The sequence below is a fragment of the Mesorhizobium sp. L103C119B0 genome (assembly GCF_000502235.1).
Classification (GTDB): Bacteria; Pseudomonadota; Alphaproteobacteria; order Rhizobiales; family Rhizobiaceae; genus Mesorhizobium.
The window spans coordinates 58,185-76,735 of the sequence record NZ_AYXE01000022.1 but is presented as its reverse complement, the minus strand read 5'-3'; the positions used below and the strand labels follow the sequence as shown (position 1 = coordinate 76,735).

Annotated in this window: 18 protein-coding genes; 8 read left to right on the top strand and 10 right to left on the bottom strand. The window is 62.0% G+C overall.

The annotated features are described in order from the left end of the window. Nucleotides 1-280: 280 nt before the first annotated feature. Entirely contained in the window at nt 281-1,243 is a 963-nt protein-coding gene (locus tag X728_RS139930) for a DUF1236 domain-containing protein (protein ID WP_023668350.1), read from the bottom strand. 600 nt (nt 1,244-1,843) lie between these two features. On the opposite strand from X728_RS139930, the gene X728_RS139935 reads away from it, so the two are divergent. From X728_RS139935 to X728_RS139945, 3 genes are all read left to right on the top strand, one after another. Then, nucleotides 1,844-2,137 (top strand): DUF1236 domain-containing protein, encoded by a 294-nt coding sequence (locus tag X728_RS139935; protein WP_023668349.1) that lies wholly within the window; start codon nt 1,844-1,846, stop codon nt 2,135-2,137. 162 nt (nt 2,138-2,299) lie between these two features. Beyond that, nucleotides 2,300-3,691, top strand: a complete 1,392-nt coding sequence (locus X728_RS139940) for a sensor histidine kinase (RefSeq protein ID WP_023690914.1) — start codon at nt 2,300-2,302, stop codon at nt 3,689-3,691. Continuing rightward, entirely contained in the window at nt 3,688-4,335 is a 648-nt protein-coding gene (locus X728_RS139945; protein WP_023682079.1) for a response regulator transcription factor, read from the top strand. Before X728_RS139940 ends, X728_RS139945 begins: the two co-directional genes overlap by 4 nt. A 49-nt stretch (nt 4,336-4,384) precedes the next feature. Here the strand turns inward: X728_RS139945 and X728_RS139950 are convergent, their stop codons facing one another. The 3 genes from X728_RS139950 to X728_RS139960 all read right to left on the bottom strand — a co-directional run bounded on the left by X728_RS139950 (nt 4,385) and on the right by X728_RS139960 (nt 6,938). Further along, a complete protein-coding gene (locus X728_RS139950) occupies nt 4,385-4,813 on the bottom strand; it encodes a hypothetical protein (protein WP_023699032.1) in 429 nt (142 codons plus the stop codon). A 392-nt stretch (nt 4,814-5,205) separates the two neighbouring features. Continuing rightward, on the bottom strand, nt 5,206-5,790 hold the full coding sequence (locus X728_RS139955; RefSeq protein ID WP_023832895.1) for an HD domain-containing protein: 585 nt from the start codon (nt 5,788-5,790) through the stop codon (nt 5,206-5,208). Continuing rightward, a complete protein-coding gene (locus tag X728_RS139960) occupies nt 5,787-6,938 on the bottom strand; it encodes a gamma-butyrobetaine dioxygenase (protein ID WP_023682082.1) in 1,152 nt (383 codons plus the stop codon). The genes X728_RS139955 and X728_RS139960 overlap by 4 nt, the downstream gene beginning before the upstream one ends. A 121-nt stretch (nt 6,939-7,059) precedes the next feature. On the opposite strand from X728_RS139960, the gene X728_RS139965 reads away from it, so the two are divergent. Continuing rightward, nucleotides 7,060-7,950 carry a LysR family transcriptional regulator gene (locus tag X728_RS139965; protein WP_023832894.1) on the top strand — a complete coding sequence of 297 codons (891 nt, stop codon included), beginning with the start codon at nt 7,060-7,062 and terminating at the stop codon, nt 7,948-7,950. A 138-nt stretch (nt 7,951-8,088) separates the two neighbouring features. After that, nucleotides 8,089-9,891 carry an NAD(P)/FAD-dependent oxidoreductase gene (locus X728_RS139970; RefSeq protein WP_023832893.1) on the top strand — a complete coding sequence of 601 codons (1,803 nt, stop codon included), beginning with the start codon at nt 8,089-8,091 and terminating at the stop codon, nt 9,889-9,891. On the opposite strand, the gene X728_RS139975 is transcribed toward X728_RS139970, so the two are convergent. From X728_RS139975 to X728_RS139985, 3 genes are read right to left on the bottom strand one after another with little or no spacing between them, the layout of a single operon-like run. Next, on the bottom strand, nt 9,888-10,409 hold the full coding sequence (locus X728_RS139975) for a GNAT family N-acetyltransferase (RefSeq protein ID WP_023668341.1): 522 nt from the start codon (nt 10,407-10,409) through the stop codon (nt 9,888-9,890). The genes X728_RS139970 and X728_RS139975 overlap by 4 nt on opposite strands. 15 nt (nt 10,410-10,424) lie before the next feature. Next, the gene (locus X728_RS139980; protein WP_023832892.1) at nt 10,425-10,733 is read right to left on the bottom strand and encodes a hypothetical protein; all 309 of its coding nucleotides are present in this window, start codon (nt 10,731-10,733) and stop codon (nt 10,425-10,427) included. Nucleotides 10,734-10,737: 4 nt separating this feature from the next. Next, nucleotides 10,738-11,304 carry an XRE family transcriptional regulator gene (locus X728_RS139985; protein ID WP_031195996.1) on the bottom strand — a complete coding sequence of 189 codons (567 nt, stop codon included), beginning with the start codon at nt 11,302-11,304 and terminating at the stop codon, nt 10,738-10,740. Nucleotides 11,305-11,456: 152 nt separating this feature from the next. Between X728_RS139985 and X728_RS139990 the strand changes: the two genes are divergently transcribed. Then, a complete protein-coding gene (locus X728_RS139990; RefSeq protein ID WP_023832890.1) occupies nt 11,457-13,289 on the top strand; it encodes an ATP-binding protein in 1,833 nt (610 codons plus the stop codon). Nucleotides 13,290-13,513: 224 nt separating this feature from the next. Here the strand turns inward: X728_RS139990 and X728_RS139995 are convergent, their stop codons facing one another. Together X728_RS139995 and miaA are read right to left on the bottom strand one after the other, a co-directional pair. Then, nucleotides 13,514-14,305 carry a GGDEF domain-containing protein gene (locus tag X728_RS139995; protein ID WP_023668337.1) on the bottom strand — a complete coding sequence of 264 codons (792 nt, stop codon included), beginning with the start codon at nt 14,303-14,305 and terminating at the stop codon, nt 13,514-13,516. Between the two features lie 131 nt (nt 14,306-14,436). Further along, nucleotides 14,437-15,420: a tRNA (adenosine(37)-N6)-dimethylallyltransferase MiaA gene (miaA, locus tag X728_RS140000; RefSeq protein WP_023832889.1), complete on the bottom strand. Its 984-nt coding sequence runs from the start codon at nt 15,418-15,420 to the stop codon at nt 14,437-14,439. On the opposite strand from miaA, the gene serB reads away from it, so the two are divergent. Both serB and X728_RS140010 read left to right on the top strand, forming a co-directional pair. Further along, a complete protein-coding gene (gene serB, locus X728_RS140005; RefSeq protein ID WP_031196004.1) occupies nt 15,410-16,297 on the top strand; it encodes a phosphoserine phosphatase SerB in 888 nt (295 codons plus the stop codon). The two genes, miaA and serB, sit on opposite strands and share 11 nt — an antisense overlap. After that, on the top strand, nt 16,294-16,866 hold the full coding sequence (locus tag X728_RS140010; protein WP_023703010.1) for a GNAT family N-acetyltransferase: 573 nt from the start codon (nt 16,294-16,296) through the stop codon (nt 16,864-16,866). Before serB ends, X728_RS140010 begins: the two co-directional genes overlap by 4 nt. A 46-nt stretch (nt 16,867-16,912) precedes the next feature. Here the strand turns inward: X728_RS140010 and X728_RS140015 are convergent, their stop codons facing one another. Further along, the gene (locus X728_RS140015; protein WP_023668334.1) at nt 16,913-18,430 is read right to left on the bottom strand and encodes a DegQ family serine endoprotease; all 1,518 of its coding nucleotides are present in this window, start codon (nt 18,428-18,430) and stop codon (nt 16,913-16,915) included. Nucleotides 18,431-18,551 lie beyond the last annotated feature (121 nt).

Genomic DNA, 18,551 nt, shown 5'->3' with positions numbered 1-18,551 from the left:
TGTTTCGGGCAATAAAAAAGGCCCCCGATGGGAGCCTGTGTGTTGCGCATGGGAGGTTTTCGCCCGGCGGTTACACCGCCTTGCCCACGCGCTTTCCTACGAGAATGAGTGCCTTTTTCATCGTGGCGGACACTACGAGGGTGAAAGGCAGGGTGTCAACGGGAAAAACGCGCGATGCGAAAGACAAAGCAAGTGGCCCGCCGCCTCTGGTCGGCGGGCCACCGCGGCGCATACGATACCCCTCAATCGCACCGCGCCGGGAACAAGAGTCACTGCCGTGTCACGTCAGGATCAGCACGATCTTGTACGTATCCGGGTCGACGATGACGATGCGCCCGTCGGCCAGCACGAAGTACTCATAGGATTCGTAGGCCGGGACGATCTTGACAATGCGCGCCGGCAGACGGTGCAGGCGCACTTTGTGCCGCGGCACCTCGATGCCGACCGAAATGTCGAAGTCTACGTTCTTCACCGGCTCAACCCTGGTCTCGTGGATGATCTGCGTGACCTGCGTCTTCTGCTCGACGGTCACGTTGTTGATCGAGGCCGTATTGCCCTGGTCGGTCTGAACGTTTGTGTTGCCCTGAGCGTTCTGCTCGGTGGTGGTCCCGGCCTTGCCCTGGGCCTGCTGGTCCGTGCTGGTGCCGGTCTGGCCCTGAGCGTTCTGCTCGGTGCTGGTCCCGGCTTTGCCCTGAGCCTGCTTCTCGGTGCTGGTGCCGGTCTGGCCCTGAGCGTTCTGCTCGGTGCTGGTCCCGGCCTTGCCTTGGGCCTGTTCATCCGTCTTGAGCTTGGCCTTGCCCTGAGCCTGCTTCTCGGTGCTGGTGCCGGTCTGGCCCTGAGCATTCTGCTCGGTGCTGGTCCCGGCCTTGCCCTGGGCCTGTTCATCCGTCTTGAGCTTGGCCTTGCCCTGAGCCTGCTGATCGGTCGTGGCGCCGGCCTGACCCTGAGCATTCTGCTCGGTACTGGTCCCGGCCTTGCCCTGTGCCTGTTCATCCGTCTTGAGCTTGGCTTTGCCCTGAGCCTGCTGATCGGTCGTGGCGCCAGCCTGGCCCTGTGCATTCTGATCGGTCTGTGACTTCATCTTGCCTTGCGCCTGTTCGCCGGCCTTGCCGCCCTTCTGGCAATCGGCCGCGCCGGCGGCGCAGTTGTCGCCACCGCTCGGCTGCACGGCCTGGGTCTGGGCGATCGCGGCGCCGCACCCGACGCCAAGCGCAATCATGCTCGTGATCAACACATGTTTCATCTGCTTTCTCCTTTAAAGAGTCGGTCCCTCAGCCTAGCCAACTCTGCCAAAAATACTTTGTTCCACATTTTGTGAATAAAATCGGGCTTCTAAGAAGACCAATGAATGTTGGCAGTAATTTTGCAACAATCACCTACAAATTGCATCAAACAATTAATGCAACGCAACATTTTGTTTTTTCCTGAGCTTGTGATCCCATAGCGATGACACCAGCCTCACAAGCTTAGAAGTACTCCCGTCGTCATGACCAGGATGGCTACCCCGAAAACAGGCAAGAGCAACCATCGTGCCTGATGGACGCTGTTGTCCATTAACGCCNTAACGCCTCCCACAAGTGCTGATCTCAACGATGCCGAGAACCCTGTGTTCCGCCCTGAGGAGGCTCTAGGACCTCTACAGCCTGGCACCAGACTTTGGTCCCTCCCCCTATCGTCCATTGGCCCGATGACGCCCGGACCGAAGCCCCACGCGGGAACGCAGCCGCGAAAAGCCCGTTCGGCTCCCGGTGTGCATCAACCTCATCAACACCACCCGTATCGGAATCGAGCTCGCGCAAGATGCATGAGCGTTGCTCGCATGAAGGAGAGAATCATGACGACCATGTACCAGTCGACCGCAATTGCCGGATTCTTGCTGCTCGCGAGCGCGGGCGTAGTTGCCGCTCAAGACGTCATCATCGCGCCGGAGCAGGAAACGGTTGTGCGCGAATACGTGAAAAAGCAGCCCCTTGCGTCGGTGAAGATTCCAGGTGTCGAATTGAACGTGGGGACCGCCATTCCCGACACGGTGGAACTGCATGAAGTGCCGAGCGTCAAGTATCGCTACGTTGTGGTCGACGGGCGAACCGTGCTGGTCGACCCCGGCACGCGGAAGATCGTCAAGATCATACAGTAACGCTGATCCCACCGCCGTTCCCCGCGGGTGGCGGTGGGATCATGCCCTGAAATTGCGGTTTCCCCGGCATTCAACCTAGCGCTTGCTCGCACCATCGACCGTTCTAGATGTAGGATGGCTTAGGCATTTTGGCACGGCCAAAGTCGCGGGGTCGGTTGAGACGTGCGCTACATTGATAGTCTCTATCAAAACTGGAACAGGCTATCGTTGGCTTGGCAGTTCATCATAGTCGGAAGCATTGGGCTGCTGTCGCTGATGCTGGTCGTCGGCCTATGGGTCACCTCGCAAATACGAGATGGAGTGATCCGCAACTCTGCAAGCACGACCGCGCTTTACGTCGACAGTGTCATCGCGCCAATCCTGCCGGATATGCGCAAAAGCCAGCAGCTCAGCGACACCGTTAAACGGGCACTCGATGAAACCCTGGACCAGGGTGCTCTCGGAAAAAAACTGGCGTCGTTCGTGCTTTGGCGGCGTGATGGCAAGGTGCTGTACGCCAAAGACGCGGCTCTTATTGGCCAGACCTTCGAGCCAAATGCGAACTTGCTGCATGCGTTCGGCGGAAACGTGGTGGCGCAATTCAATGATCTGGACGAAAATGAAAGGAAGGAACGCAAGAGCCCCACCGCCTCGCTGCTCGAGATCTACAATCCGGTTCGAGAGCCGTGGTCGGGCGATGTTGTGGCCGTTTCCGAGTTCTACGAGATAGCCGACGATCTTCAGGGCACTTTAAACTCGGCACTATGGTCGAGCTGGCTGCTCGTGGCTGGCGCGACCGCGGTCGCCTTGGCGATGCTCTCGGGAATCGTGCTTCGCGGCAGCAGCACTATCGAAACGCAGCGTTCAGCGCTTGAGACACAAGTGGCGGAGCTTCAGTTGCTTTTGGAGCAGAATTCCGCTTTGCGGGAGCGCGTCCAGCAGGCGTCGCGCCGCGCAACGGCAATCAACGAACGTTACTTGCGTCGCATCGGGTCTGATTTGCATGACGGTCCAGCTCAGCTCGTCGCACTGGCTGCGCTGCGCATGGACAGCCCTCTACTGCTCGATCCCGCCGCATCCCCAAGCCACCGCAAGACCGAGATCGCCGATATCCATCATACGTTGGATGAGGCGATGCGGGAGATCCGCGCCATCTGCACCGGCCTCGTGCTGCCACAGATCGAAGCTTCGACAGTCGCGGAGATATTGCGGCTTGCGGTTGCCGAACATGAACGCCGTACAGCCTCTTCCGTATCGCTTTCACTGCCATCTCGCCTGCCCGACCTGGGGACGTCCGAGAAAATAAGCATCTTTCGCTTCGCGCAGGAGGGGCTAAACAATGCCTGGCGACACGGTCTGGGCAAGGGGCAGGCTGTCAAGGCGAGAGTGACGCAGGGCAAGCTCCTCATTCAAGTGCTTGATCACGGCCCTGGATTCCAGTCGGGATCGTGTGAAGGACTTGGACTCGCCGGTATGAGGGAACGTATCGAAAGTATCGGAGGTCACTTCGAGACCTTTTCGAGCCCCAGGGGGACCCGGCTGACCATAACGCTCAACATCGAGGACCAGAAATGACCGCTCCCATAAGGATTGCCATTGTTGATGATCATCCGCTGTTTCGCGAGGGTGTGGCTCGCAGCCTCGCCGAAATCGGCGGCTTCGAAGTCGTTGGTGCGGGCGAAACCGCGGCGGATGCCGAACAGCTTGCGGCCTTGGCAAATCCCGACATATTGCTGCTCGACATCAGTTTGCCGGGAGGGGGTCTGGCGGCAGCGGAAAATATTCTTGCAACTCAGCCTGACTGCAAGATCGTCATGCTCACCGTCTCGGAGGCGAACGCCGATTTGGCGACGGCGCTCAGGCTGGGCGTACGCGGATATGTGCTGAAAGGGATTGGGGCGGCATCGCTGGCCGAGGTGCTGACTTATATAGCCGCAGGAAAAAAATATGTTTCGCCGACCCTGTCAGCGCAGCTTTTGAATGAACTGATCCGGCCGGAAAAGCGCACAACCGATCTCGTTGCCAATCTCTCGGGACGCGAGCTTGGGATAATCTCCTTGGTAGGCGAAGGACTGAGCAATAAAGAAGTCGCCAAACGTCTCAACCTGCAGGAGAAAACGGTAAAACACCACATGACTCGGATATTTCAAAAGCTAAAGGTGCGAAACCGCACCGAAGCAGCCATTCTTATGCACGCGCCCAAAACGGGTCTTGTATAGGGAGATCGGGGCTTGTCTGAAGGTCGGATGCTGGTTGGCGAACCAACAGTTACAGCCCTTTCAGACGAGCAATGTCGGAGGCCCTTACGGCGCGTTCGACAATTGTCCTTCCAAGCGGATCCTTCATAGTGAAGCGGCCGGCCTCGATGCTTTCGCTGAATCCATCGCGATGCACGACCTGGATTTTGGCGCCCTGTACCGTCACCGTGTCGCCAGCGGCATTGACTTGGCTACTGGGAGCTTGGCTACCGGGGGCGTTGTCGCCGGCACCATTTTTTCCCTTTCCGTTGGCGTTGCCATTCCCGGCGTTGCCGCCTGAGCCATTACCATTACCACTACCGTTGCCACCACCGTTACCATTGCCATTGTTTCCGCTCTTGGCGCTGGCAGCGGCGAATTCGATCTTGTAGCCGTCGACATGGCTCAACCGCAGACCAAGCACCGGCATCGTCACCGCAACCGCCGCGAATACGCGCAAGCTAAAGTACGCCCAGCGACGCACGGATGAAAACAGGGGCTGCCTTTCTCCATTCATGCCACCATCACATCATGATGTGTCACGGTATTCAAGAATGAACAGCCCAAAATTGCGGCTTACAAACGCTGAGGAAACTCTCCTTTCGTGCTTTCAGCTCGATTCTCAGACCTTCGTCTGAGTCAAATATACACCGAAGTCTGACCTACTGATCTTGGCCGCGCCGACGGATGTCGCAATAAAATCCGCGGTGACAAGGCTCGTCACCGGTAGGGATCGGCAGCGAGGCGCGAGCGCCTGCGGCACGCAGACGCTTGCGGCAGGTCTCCGGCATACGGTTAGCGCATGCTCGCCGTCGAAGCAGGAGCACATGCCGTTTCTTCCCCGGATTATGATCAGGCGCGATTGGCGAAGTCGCGGACAACCCGTTGCAACAGCGGCACGTAGTCGCGAAATGCCCGGGTCTTCATATTGCCGATCTTGCCGGCCTCGTCCCAGATGCGAACCCGCACCGCTTCCTCGTGGAACGGGTTCTTGCGGAACTCGGCCACCTCTTCGGCATTCATCGGCCCGCCTTGCAGCGACAGCGTGTGGACCGAGGCCTGCGACAGCCTGCCGAAATAGGTGGGGTCGGTAGCGCAGAGGTAGCGCTTGGCCGCGACATGCAGCCTGACGCATTCGACGATCACCGGTGGAAAGAACGGCGCCAGCACCTCGCCGCCGGCTTCGTCATGATGCTTGTCCTCGACATCGTCGGGCGAATAGGTGCCGAACTCGCTGGTGTAGTGGCCGATATCGTGCAGCAGTGCTGCCGCCACCAGCACATCGGGCGCGCCGTCCTTTTCGGCGAACCAGGCGCCCTGCAACATGTGCTCCGACATGGTGACGGGTTCGCCGAGATAGGATTCAGCCCCTCGGCGTTCGAAAATATCGGCGATGAATTCGACGATGTTGCTCGCGTTCAAATCCTGGCTGCTCATTCCGCTGCTTCCTTGAATTCGTGTTCGATCGCCGACAGCGTCGACAAAAGGCCATCCTTGTCGGCGTAGCAGCCCTGCAGCCAGCGCTTGCCGGCGCCGGAGAACTGCTTGCGGGCATGCATGACGCGGGTGTTGTCGACGATGAAGGCCTGGCCCGCCTCGAGCTTGAAGGTCACTTCGAAGGACGGATCCTCGATCAGTTCGGCAAACCGGCGATAGGCGGCGTAGTAGGCCTCCATCTCCGCGAACGGCACATCGACGGTCGGCGCCAGCGAGCGGTTGTTGAAGCGGATGGCGATGAGTTCGCCATCCGGCCCGAGCTCGATCATCGGCCGCTTGGCCTGCAATCGCACGCCCGACGAGCCGGCATATTCGAAGCGCGCCGGGTATGAACTCAACAGCCGGAAGCCTTCGGGGTTTTCGGCCTGCAGCGCGGCCGCCACGGCAAAACCATCGACGACGCTGGATTCGCCGCCCTCGACCGTGTTTTCGATACACGACAGGATCTGCAAGGTCGGCACCGGATCACGATAGGGGTTGTCGGTATGCGCCTGCAGGCCAAGATTGGTGTAGGCCAGATTGGTTGGATTGACCTCGGCGCGCACCTCGAACCAGCGGCCGTAATTGGTCTCCCTGATATAGCCGAACAGATCGGACACTTTGCACAGCGCCCCGGATTCGGCCGGCAGATCGTCCATCACCGCGAAGCCGTAGGTCTTCACCGCCGACAGCCATTGCCGCAAGACGGCGCGGTCGCGGCTGGCCGCGACATAGCCGGCGCGCGGCACCGAATTCTGCATAGAGGCCCTGGTCCATCGCACGGTGCCCTCGCCTGTCCAGCCGGGCTGTCGGGCGGCATCGCGGTCATAGGCATTGGCGCTCAGCCATGCCGCAGGAAAGCGCACCGTCTTTCCCTCCGGTTCGAAACTGACTTCAAGCGCATCGCCCTTGATCGCGGCTGCGCCGATCCGCGTTTGCGCCGGAATGTCGAGAATGGTGATCAGCCGCTGGCCGTTGCCGGCGCTGCGCGTCTTGTCGTCGAGCGCATTGTCGCGCAACCACATGGCGTGAAAGCGAGTGCGCGCGCCGTCCTTCCAACCGAGGTCGATCGTTCTTCCTTCGTCGCCGATCAGCGCCTGGGTAAGCATGGAGATCCGTTCCTGTCCGCTGCGCCCCGCAGCCAACTCCGCAGGGTTTCCGATTGCATCGTGATGATGTCGAAGGCATAACTCAAATTATCATTTTGCAGCCAAAGGCCCTAAACGGTTTATGACTGAAACAACCCTGCCCTTGCCCCCGCTTGACTGGCTGCGGAGTTTCGAGGCCGCCGCGCGGCTGTCGAATTTCACCGCCGCCGCGGCCGAGCTTGGCCTGACCCAGGCTGCGGTCAGCCAGCACATCCGTTCTCTCGAAGAGCGGTTGAAGCAGCCGCTGTTCATCCGCCTGGCGCGCGGCGTCGAATTGACGCCGGCGGGTGCCGCCTACCTGCCGCATCTGCAATCGGCCTTCGCCGTGATCGCCAACAGCACGCGCGAGCTGTTTGAACCCAAGACCGTCCAGAGCGTGACGATACGCTCGCCGATCTCGTTTGCCGTGCTGATGATCGCGCCGAAGCTGCCGCAAATGGCCAAGGACCTGCCCTTCGTCCAGCTGCAGATCGAGACCATCCACACACCGGCCGATTATGGCGAGCGCTTTGTGGGTCTCGACATCCGATTCGGCATTGGCTCCGGCTCTTTTGCCGGACGGCAGGCCGACCGCCTGACCCGCGAAACCTTGACGCCGATGGCGTCGCCGCATCTCGCCAAGGCCAAGGATTGGACAGGATTGCCGAGACTTACAGTGGTCGGCGCGCGGGAAATGTGGGGCGAGTGGTTCGCCGTCGCCCGGATGAAGCCGGCGCTGGGGCCGACGCACAAATTCGACAGTTTCGTTACCGCGTTGGAGGCGGCGAAGCACGGCGCCGGCATGGTGCTGGGATCGCGACCGTTGGCCGACGCGGCACTGCGCGAAGGATCTCTCGTCACCCTGTCCGGCTTTACGCTGTCGAGCGGTGCCGGCCACTATCTGACCGCACCTTCGGGCGCGCATCTGAGCCCGGCCGAAGAAGCGGTCCGCCGCTGGTTCGCAACGGTCTTCGGCGTCCCGATTTCCCGATAAGCCCCTGAATACGCGGCAAACTATTGGACGACGTGACGCGGCGCATAATTTGTCGCGATACTGCGCCAGGCCGGACGTCAAGCTTCGGCAGGGTTCCGCTCGCTACAGGCGGCCAAGAAAAATCGCGGAGGAAATTCAATGCTCGACAAGGCCCCCAACAAGAAGCTTTCCGACCTGCTCGATCGCTTCGGCGCGGCACTCGCCGCCGGTGACATCGACAAGGCGGTCGCCTGCTTTCAGGAGGATTGTTTTTGGCGCGATCTCGTCAGCTTCACCTGGAACATCAAGACCATGGAAGGCCGTGACCAGGTGCGCGACATGCTGGTGAGCCAGCTGGCCAAAACCAACCCATCGAACTGGGCGATCGCCAAGGGCGAGGACGCCACTGAAAACGATGGCCTGCTCGACGGCTGGATCAGTTTCGAAACGTCTGTGGCGCGCGGCTTCGGCCACATCCGGCTGAAGGACGGCAAGATCTGGACGTTGCTCACCACCATGGTCGAGCTGAAGGGCCATGAGGAGCCGGCCGGTTTCGACCGCCCGCTCGGCGCTAAGCACGGCCATGGCAAGAACCGCCCGACCTGGAAGGAGGAGCGCGAGAAGGAGGCCGCCGAGCTCGGGTTCAAGACGCAGCCCTATACGCTCATCATTGGCGGCGGCCAGGGCGGCATCGCGCTCGGCGCGCGGCTGCGGCAGCTCGGCGTGCCGACCATCATCGTCGAGAAGAACGAACGGGCCGGCGACAGCTGGCGCAAGCGCTACAAATCGCTCTGCCTGCACGATCCGGTCTGGTACGACCATCTGCCCTATATCGACTTTCCCAGGAACTGGCCGGTCTTCGCGCCCAAGGACAAGATCGGCGACTGGCTGGAAATGTACGCCAAGGTAATGGAGCTGAACTACTGGTCGTCGACCGAGGCCATGAGCGCTGTCTATGACGACAGCAAGAAGGAATGGACGGTGGTGGTGCGCCGCGACGGCAAGGACATCACGCTGAAGCCGAAACAATTGGTGCTGGCCACGGGGCAATCCGGCAAGGCCAACATGCCGAACTTCAAGGGCATGGACACATTCAAGGGCGACCAGCATCACTCCTCGAAGCATCCGGGACCCGATGCCTATGTCGGCAGACAAGCTGTCGTCATCGGCTCGAACAACTCCGCCCACGACATTGCAGCAGCCCTTTGGGAGGCCGGCGCCGACGTCACCATGGTGCAGCGCTCGACCACGCACATCGTCAAGTCGGACACGCTGATGGAGATCGGCCTGGGCTCGCTCTATTCGGAAAAGGCGGTTGCGAGCGGCATGACCACAGCCAAGGCCGACCTCGTCTTCGCCTCCCTGCCCTACAAGATCCTGCACGAATTCCAGATTCCGGCCTATGCCGAGATGAAGAAGCGCGACGCCAACTTCTACAAAGGCCTGGAGAAGGCCGGCTTCATGCTCGACTGGGGCGACGACGGCTCCGGCCTTTTCATGAAATATCTGCGACGCGGCTCGGGCTATTACATCGATGTCGGCGCCTCCGACCTGATCATCGACGGGTCGATCAAGCTGAAAAGCGGTGTCGACGTGAAGGAGATCAAGGAGCATTCGGTCCAGCTCAGCGATGGATCGGAACTGCCGGCCGATCTCATCGTCTACGCCACCGGCTACGGTTCGATGAATGGCTGGGCGGCCGATTTGATCTCACGGGAGGTCGCCGACAAGGTCGGGAAATGCTGGGGCCTCGGCTCCAACACCACGAAGGACCCAGGCCCCTGGGAAGGCGAGCTGCGCAACATGTGGAAGCCGACGCAGCAGGAGGCGCTGTGGTTCCATGGCGGCAATTTGCACCAGTCGCGCCATTACTCCCAGTTCCTGGCGCTGCAGCTGAAGGCGCGCATGGAAGGCATCGCGACGCCGGTCTACGCGCTGCAAGAGGTTCACCACAAGGCTTAGGCAGCGCCGCCGATGCGCTTCCAGTAGATGAGCGTGCCGGTCAGCCCGCCATGCGGTTTCAGGGCAAAGTCCGGTATTTCGCCAGTGAGCGTGAAGCCGAGTTTTTCGTAAAGGCCGGAAGCGCCCTCCTCGGTTGCGGTGTCCAGCACCAGAAGCGTGCGGCCTTTCTCGACGGCGAGCGTTTCGGCCGCCCGCATCAGCCGGCTCGCTATGCCCTTGCCGCGGTGTTCGACGCGGGTCATGAGCTTGGCGATCTCGGCCCGGTGCGGCTGATTGACCGGAAAGTCGAGCAGCAAGGTGACGGTGCCGATCAACGCGTCGCCATACCAAGCACCCAGCACCGCTCTTTCACCTCTCTCCGCTGCCATCAACGAGTTGCTCCAGAAGGTTTCCGCCGCTTGCCTGGATAAGGGATGCATGAAGCTGACGGAGCCGCCGGCCGCGACCGTCTCGATCAGGAGGTCGGCCAGCATGTCGCGTGTTTCCGCAGTCAGCGACCTGATTTCGATGGGACTCACCTGCACTTTCCCTTGCTAATCCAGACGCGCGACGCGGCGCCGCTTTCGTCTCGCCTTGATCGCGGCGATGCGATCGGTGTCTTTCGGCTGCAGATGCAGCCCGCGTTCGAGGATTTCGAGCGTGTATTCCTCATAGGTCAGGCCAAGCCGCTCGGCCTTTTCCATGCGCATCAGCATCACGTCACGGCTTGACGCCTTCCACGCCTTGGCATGCGCTGCCTGCCAGGCCAGGAAGATGTAGGGATCGCCCCTGCCCCATGGCGGACCCTTGTAATCATCGAGCGGCGGTCCGCCATTGTCGGAGCGCTTGGGACGTCTTGCCACGATTTCAGCCCCTGACCAGCGCAACCAGATAGTCGGCCGGCTGCGGTCCGACGGCATGGAACGTGCAGTCCGACGGCGCGCCGAGCGCCAGGCAGTCGCCGGGCTCGAGACTATGCACCATATCACCCTCGGTGAATTCGAGCCGCCCGGAGATCAGCCACATCTGCTGCTTGATGAAGGCATAGGACGCCGCCGGGAAGCTCACACTGGCGCCCGCCGGCAACTGCACCCGGATCAATTCGAGCGGCGTTTCGGAAACCGGCGACAGATGCCGACGGACATAGCCCGTACCGGGGTCGCGCCAAACCGGCTGCTCACTCTCGCGCAGCAGGCCGCCACCTTGCTGCTCGGCGCGCGCAATCAGCGTCGACAGCGTCATGCCGAAAGCAGCGGCGATGCGCACCAGCAGCGCCGCCGTCGGACTGGTCATGCCGCGCTCGATAGTGCTGAGCATGGCTTTGGAGACGCCGGAGCGGTTCGCCAGGTCGGCCAACGACCAGTCCCGCAAGGCTCTTTCGGCGTGGATTCGTCTGCCTATCGTGGCCGACATGTCATTCGCTATATCAGTCATTCGTCCAATATATCGAATCTTCGGATTGGGGGAAGAGGCCGGCCGATTGAATTTTCGCTGACGGGTTAACCCCTGCTACACCATCCCGCATCACGCCACCTTAACCCCGTCTGTGTAGGATCGAGGCTCCACGGGAATGGGGATCGGATCGTATGTTTGTCGAGCGCGAAGCCTCCGTCGGCGAACCGACCTCGCAGGAGCGCCGCCGGGCAGAGCAGAGCGACAAGCGCATTCTCGGCAACGTCGTGCAGTGCGACGGTGCGCGCGCCACCATCAGCGCCTATGCCGACGACATCGAAGGAGCGGTCACCGGCCTGTGGACCGTCGGCAAGATGATCTCCATCAATCTCGGGACATCGCGCACCGTTGGTCTGGTCTACGAAATCGGCAAATCGGATCGCGCCTGGAGCAATGAGGGACAAAATCCCATCGAGGTCAGCGTCGAGCTGATCGGCGAAGTGCGCGACGGCGCCGAACCGGGGGCCAAACCGGTGTTCGACCGCGGCATCACCACCTATCCGCATATCGGCGCCATAGCGCACCGCATCCGTACCCGTGATCTGCAGGCGGTCTACGATCTCGCCGGGCGTCATTCGATCACCATCGGCACGCTGTCGCAGGATGAGTCGATCGACGCCAACATCGCTATCGAGGACACGCTGGCGCGCCATTTTGCCGTTGTCGGCACAACCGGCGTCGGCAAATCCACCGCCATCTCGCTGCTGCTGCGCAAATCGATCGCGGCCCGGCCCGATCTGCGAATCCTCATCCTCGATCCGCACAATGAATTCGCGGCGTCGCTGCCTGAGTTCTGCGTCCGGGTCGATTCCAAGACGCTTGACCTGCCGTTCTGGATGTTCAGGCTTGAAGAATTCGCCGAAGTGCTGTTTCGCGGCCGAGAGGTCGTGCCGGAAGAAGTCGATGTCCTGCGCGACCTGATCCCCGCCGCCAAGAACCTCTATCGCAATCCCAATTCAGGCTCTTACGTGCGCCGCGGCAGCGATGCGCTGACCGCCGACACGCCGGTGCCCTACCGCATGGTCGATCTCATCAAGCAGATCGACGAGCGCATGGGCCTCCTGGAAAGCAAGAACGACCGCCCGACGCTGAAATCGCTGAAGACGCGCATCGAGTCCGCCGCGTCAGACCCGCGCTATCGCTTCATGTTCAATTCACGGCTGATCGAGGACACGATCCACGAGACGATCGGCAATATTTTCCGTGTGCCGCATCATGGCCGCCCGGTGACCTGCTTCGAGATGGCCGGCATGCCGTCCGAAGTGGTCAACTCCGTCTGTTCGGTGCTGGCGCGCCTGGCCTTCGACCTTGCGCTGTGGAGCGAGGGCCGGCTGAAGCTGTTGCTGCTGTGCGAGGAAGCGCACCGCTATATGCCGGCCGATCCTCGCCTCGGCTTCGCGCCGACAAGGCATGCACTGTCGCGCATCGCCAAGGAAGGCCGCAAATATGGCTGCTATCTCGGCGTCGTCACCCAGCGCCCGGGTGAACTCGATCCGACCATCCTGTCGCAATGCTCGACCTTCTTCGCCATGCGGCTGGCCAATGAGCAGGACCAGGCGATCATCCGCTCGGCGATCGCCGATTCCTCCGCCTCGACGCTGGCCTTCCTGTCCTCCATGGGCCAGCGCGAAGCCATCGCCTTCGGTGAAGGCGTGGCGACGACCATGCGGCTGAAGTTCGAGAAACTGGCGGAGAACCTGATCCCCGGCACCGCCAAGCGAGAGCAGGACGAGTTCTCGCAGGACGGCAACGACGTCGATCTCGCCGCCATCGTCGAGCGGCTGCGCAACGTCCCGAAGCCACAGCAGCAGATGGCCTTCGCCGAGGTCGTGGACTCCGGCCGCCAGGCCGGCGATCCCGATTACCGCAAGCCGGCCACCGCCCAGCGCATCCAGCCCGACGACGATTTCGACCTGCGCTATGGCCTCAAGCCCACAACCTTCGGCATGCGCCCGCAGAACGATTGACCTTCAGCGTAGCGACTTTTTTGCCGGCCAATTGAGAAGCCGCCGGAGCGCCAGGGCTCGGCTTCGTTGGCCCGCTTGGGCAAATCCCGAAAGGGAATTCATCAGGCCGGATTGAATGGCGTGGCTTTCGAGAAGCCGGAGCGGAGCGGACATTTAGTCCGTGAGCACCGGAAGTCGAGAAAGCCACGTCAGGCAACCGGCCTCATGAATTCTTCTTCGGGATTTTAGGCGCAGACGCGGTTGCGGCCTTGCCTCTTCGCCTCGTAGAGCTGGCGGTCGGCGCGGCGGTAGAATTCCTCGGCGGTTTCCTTCCGATCCCAGACGGCGAGTCCGACGCTGGTGGTGATCTTGAGGCGGACATTGCCCGACAGCACCGACATGTTGGCAATCGCCTTGCGGATGCGTTCGGCGAACTTGCCCAACAGCTCCGCATCCATGTTGGGCGTAACGACGGCGAACTCCTCGCCCCCAAGCCGCGCCACCACATCGTGGTAGCGCGTCATGCCTTTGAGGCAATTGGCGACTGCCCTCAGCACCTCGTCGCCGACATCGTGGCCATGCGTGTCGTTGACCTGCTTGAAATGATCGAGGTCGAGGATCATGAGCCCGACGGGCTTTTCGATGCGGCGGAATTCCTCGAGATATTCCTTCAGCGCATCATCGAAGTAGCGCCGGTTCTGCATGCCGGTAAGGCCGTCGGTCAATGCCGCATGCTGCAGCGTTTCCGAGCGGGCGCTGAGCGAAACCGTCATGGCGCGCAGCTTGCCCTCTTCCGTGGCCTGCCTACGGATCAGCGGGTAGATGAAGAACACGCCGAAGAACAGCGCTGTCGCCAGCAGCACCCCGGTGACAAACAGCAGCGTGTTGAGATAGGCGATCCTCTCGACCCGGGAAGTCGTATCGTGACCGACCGCGATGAACTGCAATTGACCATAGGCATAAAGCGTCACCAGGCCTGCGGCCAGGATCACGAAAATAAAGACGAAAAATGCGGATTCCGCCTTGTGGAAACGCATCTGCTCCCCGTTGGAAAAGTATCCGCCGGATCTGTGGCATGCTGGCGCCTTACGGACGGTTAATCCAGACAACCGGAGCGGGAATATTCATTCCTACTTCTGTTTCTTTAATTGTATTGGCAGCACGAAAATCAAATCACGGTTTGCAGGCCGTCGCCGGGCTGCAATCTCAGCCATTCGGGTCCCAGCTGATGGCGAAACCACGTCGTTTGCCGTTTGGCATATTGCCGCGTCGCTGCCTTGCAGCGCTCGATGGCCTGGGGAAAGCTGGTGTCACCCGCCATGGCAGCCGAAAGTTCGCGAACGCCGATCGCCTTCATCGCCGGCAGCTCGGGATCGAGGCCAAGCGCCGCAAGCCGTTTGACCTCATCGAGCGCGCCGAGATCGAGCATGCGGTCGAACCTTGTTTCGATCCGCTCGACAAGGGCGGCGCGGTCCGGCTCGATAACGAAGAACCGGGCGCTGTCGCGGTCGATCAGCGGCCGGCCGCGCGCTGCCTGCCATTCGAGGATGGAGCGGCCGGATGCGTCGAGCACCTCCAGCGCCCGCACGATGCGCTGGCCGTCGGTCGGCTTCAGCTGCATGGCGACCGCCGAATCCTCATGCATCAGGATGCGGTGCAGCTTGGCTGCGCCTTGCTCCTTTAACTCGTAGCGCCAGCGGTCGCGTACCTGCTGCGGAATGTCGGGCATTTCCGAAATGCCCTCGGCAAGTGCGCGAAAATAGAGCCCGGTGCCGCCGACGAAAATCACCGGACGTTCAAAGCCGGCGTCATCGGGCTGTCGGGCGAGCGTGCCGTCATCGATCAGCTTCATCACGTCCCGCAGCCAGGCGCCGGTGGAATAGGCGGTGGAGGGATGCACGTGGCCATAGAGATAGTGCGGCGCGCGGGCGAGGTCGGCGGCATTTGGCCGCGCCGTCAGCACATCGAGCACCGAATAGCCCTGCATGGAATCGGTGTTGACGATGACGCCGCCCTTGCGCTCGGCGAGGTCGAGCGCCAGCGCCGACTTGCCGCTGGCGGTCGGCCCGGCTATCAGGATCGCGTTCTTCACGCGGCCCTCGCCCGCCTGCCCGCCCTCGCCCAGCTGCTTGGAAGCCTCGATGCCGCTCATTGCCACGCTTGTGTCCCACCCCGTCCGCCGCGCGATGTCGGCCTCGCTTGCGAATATGGCCTCACGGTCGGTCGGCGCAAGCGCTGTTCGCTGGCTGGGCGAAGGCGTCGCCTGCGACCTGGTGCTGCCCGAGGGTGCGGAAGCCGCTGAGGCAAGTGCCGCCTTGCGCTTGGCACTTGGCTCCGAGCCGGTCGACGTGATCGTTCAGCAGGCCGAAAGCCGCCGCAAGACAATCCTGCTTGCCGATATGGATTCAACCATGATCGACCAGGAATGCATCGACGAACTCGCCGACGAGATCGGCGTCAAGGACCGCGTCGCCGCCATCACCGCACGCTCGATGAACGGCGAGATCGCTTTCGAGCCGGCGCTGCGTGAACGCGTGGCGCTGCTGAAAGGCCTCGATACGGCCGTCGTCGACCGCATCATCGCGAACCGCCTGACGCTGGCGTCGGGCGGCCGCGCTCTGGTGCAGACGATGCGCGCCAATGGCGCCTGGACGGCGCTTGTCTCGGGCGGCTTCGACGTCTTCACCAGCCGTGTCGCCGCCATGCTCGGCTTCCAGGAAAACCGTGCCAACCGCCTGATCGAGGAGAACGGGCGCTTTGCCGGCCTTGTCGCCGAGCCGATCCTCGGCCGTGCCGCCAAGGCCGATGCGCTGAACGAGATCTCGGCCCGCCTCGGCCTGACGCCATTCGATGCGATTGCGGTCGGCGACGGCGCCAACGACCTCGACATGATCCGCCTGGCCGGCACCGGTGTCGCGCTCCACGCCAAGCCGGCCGTTGCTGCCGAAGCCAAGGTCCGCATCGACCATGGCGATCTCACCGCGCTGCTTTATCTCCAGGGCTACCGCCAGGAAGAGTTCGCCCAATGAAACCGATGCGCACCGAGCGCCTCATCCTGCGCAACTGGGAAGACCGCGATCGCGAACTCTTCCACCGCATCAATTCGGACGAGCGGGTGATGGAATTCTTTCCGTTCCGCCGCGACCGCGCCGAGACGGATGCCAAGATGGACGAGTTTCGGGGCTGGATCGCCGAGGACGGCTTTGGTTTTGCCGCCGCCGAGATCGCCGCGACTGGGGAATGCATCGGCTTCGTCGGCCTCTTAAAGACCGATCACGTGCCGTCCCTGCCCTCCGATACGATCGAGATCGGCTGGCGGTTGGCGCCGGAATTCTGGCGAAAGGGCTATGTCACGGAGGCCTCCGAAGCCTGGCTCGCCTTTGGCTTCGAGACGCTTGACCGGGACGAGATCGTCTCCTTCGCCGTCGCGGCCAACCGCCGCTCGACGGCCGTCATGGAGCGTCTTGGCATGAGCCCTGACCCGGCTCGCGATTTCGACCACCCATCCATCCCTGACAGCCACCCGCACCTCAAGCGGCATGTCCTCTACACCCTGTCGCGCAAGGACTGGCAGGCAAGAAAAAGGGCGGCTAACTAGCCGCCCTTTTCATTTCGAAATCAGATCGTTGCAGGCCTGACCGGACTCAATCCATCCGGATCGTCACGAAGCGCAACTCGCCTGTCTTGGACGCCAGCATCAAGAGCGCATTCTTGCGGCCCTGCTCCTTCAGCGCGCCGATCCGGTCCATGACGTCTTTCGGGGTCGCGACCGATTCCTGGGCGATTTCGGTGATTACCTCGCCGGCCTGGATGCCGCGCTCGGCTGCGGCCGAATCCTTGGTGACGTCGGTGATGACGACGCCGGAGACATCGGCGGCGATGCCGAATTTTTTCCGTGTGTCGTCATTGAGCTCGCCGACGGTCATGCCGAGCACCGAGGCCGTGGAGACGGCGGGCGCCTTGTCGCCGCCCTTGTCCTCATCGGTAGTGCCGTCCTCACCGGCGGCAACCTTCTCGCCGTCCTCAAGCCGGCCGAGCGTCACCTTCACCGTCTGCTCGACGCCCTTGCGCACGATGATCACGTCGACCGCCTTGCCAACCGGGCTTTCCGCCACGACGCGCGGCAGATCGCGCATTTCATGGATGTCCTTGCCGTCGAACTTGATGATGACGTCGCCGGCGAGAATTGTGCCGTTGTCGACCGGTCCGCCCTTGATGACGCCGGCCACCAGCGCGCCCTTGGCGGTGGCCATGCCGAGGCTCTCGGCGATGTCGTCGGTCACCGGCTGGATGCGCACGCCGAGCCAGCCGCGACGGGTCTCGCCGAACTGGCGCAGCTGGTCGACGACGCCCGAGGCAAGCTGCGAGGGGATGGAGAAGCCGATGCCGATCGAGCCGCCCGACGGCGAGATTATCGCCGTGTTGATACCGATGACCTCGCCCAGGCTGTTGAACAGCGGCCCGCCGGAATTGCCGCGGTTGATGGCGGCGTCGGTCTGGATGAAGTCGTCATAGGGGCCGGAATTGATGTCGCGGTTGCGGGCCGAGACGATGCCGACCGTCACCGTGCCGCCAAGGCCGAACGGATTGCCGATCGCCATCACCCAGTCGCCGACGCGCATCTTGTTGGAATCGCCGAATTTCACCGCCGTCAGCTTGTGGCCCTTCGGGTCGACCTTGAGCACCGCCACGTCGGTCTTGGTGTCGGTGCCGACCAGCGTCGCCTTCAGCGTCACGCCGTCGGAGAAATTCACCTCGATGTCGTCTGCATCGGCGATGACGTGGTTGTTGGTGACGACAATGCCTTGCTCGGCGTCGACCACGAAGCCGGAGCCCAGCGACTGTACCTTTTGCGCGCCGCCATCCTTGTCGCCGCCACGGTTCTTGAAGAAGTCGTCGAAGAAATCCTGGAACGGCGAACCCTCGGGCAGCTGCGGCATCGGCACCGCGCCCGGACCTTCCGTGCCCTTCACGGTCTGCGAGGTCGAGATGTTGACCACCGCACCGAGCAGGCCTTCGGCGAGGTCGGCAACCGAAGCCGGTCCGTCCGCGGCCATCGTCGGCGTCACGAAAGCTGGAACGGCAAGCGCGCCGACCAGAAGTGCCGCAGCACCTGCGATGAACGTCCGCCGCGCCGCGCGCAGAAGGGTGTTGGATGTCATCGAAAGCCTCCCGGATTGCTGAAAAGAAAAGCGCTTCGGCAAAACGCCGCGTCGCGTCATGTTGGCAAGAAATACGGCACGTTTGCGGCTATGGCCACATCAGGAGGATAAATCCTCCGTT

Excerpts from the sequence above, each read along its gene's own strand:
- X728_RS139930 (WP_023668350.1), bottom strand. The coding sequence starts at position 1,243 with ATGAAACATGTGTTGATCACGAGCATGATTGCGCTTGGCGTCGGGTGC.
- X728_RS139935 (WP_023668349.1), top strand. The coding sequence starts at position 1,844 with ATGTACCAGTCGACCGCAATTGCCGGATTCTTGCTGCTCGCGAGCGCG.
- X728_RS139945 (WP_023682079.1), top strand. The coding sequence starts at position 3,688 with ATGACCGCTCCCATAAGGATTGCCATTGTTGATGATCATCCGCTGTTT.
- X728_RS139955 (WP_023832895.1), bottom strand. The coding sequence starts at position 5,790 with ATGAGCAGCCAGGATTTGAACGCGAGCAACATCGTCGAATTCATCGCC.
- X728_RS139960 (WP_023682082.1), bottom strand. The coding sequence starts at position 6,938 with ATGCTTACCCAGGCGCTGATCGGCGACGAAGGAAGAACGATCGACCTC.
- X728_RS139965 (WP_023832894.1), top strand. The coding sequence starts at position 7,060 with ATGACTGAAACAACCCTGCCCTTGCCCCCGCTTGACTGGCTGCGGAGT.
- X728_RS139970 (WP_023832893.1), top strand. The coding sequence starts at position 8,089 with ATGCTCGACAAGGCCCCCAACAAGAAGCTTTCCGACCTGCTCGATCGC.
- X728_RS139985 (WP_031195996.1), bottom strand. The coding sequence starts at position 11,304 with ATGACTGATATAGCGAATGACATGTCGGCCACGATAGGCAGACGAATC.
- X728_RS139990 (WP_023832890.1), top strand. The coding sequence starts at position 11,457 with ATGTTTGTCGAGCGCGAAGCCTCCGTCGGCGAACCGACCTCGCAGGAG.
- X728_RS139995 (WP_023668337.1), bottom strand. The coding sequence starts at position 14,305 with ATGCGTTTCCACAAGGCGGAATCCGCATTTTTCGTCTTTATTTTCGTG.
- serB (WP_031196004.1), top strand. The coding sequence starts at position 15,410 with ATGCCGCTCATTGCCACGCTTGTGTCCCACCCCGTCCGCCGCGCGATG.
- miaA (WP_023832889.1), bottom strand. The coding sequence starts at position 15,420 with ATGAGCGGCATCGAGGCTTCCAAGCAGCTGGGCGAGGGCGGGCAGGCG.
- X728_RS140010 (WP_023703010.1), top strand. The coding sequence starts at position 16,294 with ATGAAACCGATGCGCACCGAGCGCCTCATCCTGCGCAACTGGGAAGAC.
- X728_RS140015 (WP_023668334.1), bottom strand. The coding sequence starts at position 18,430 with ATGACATCCAACACCCTTCTGCGCGCGGCGCGGCGGACGTTCATCGCA.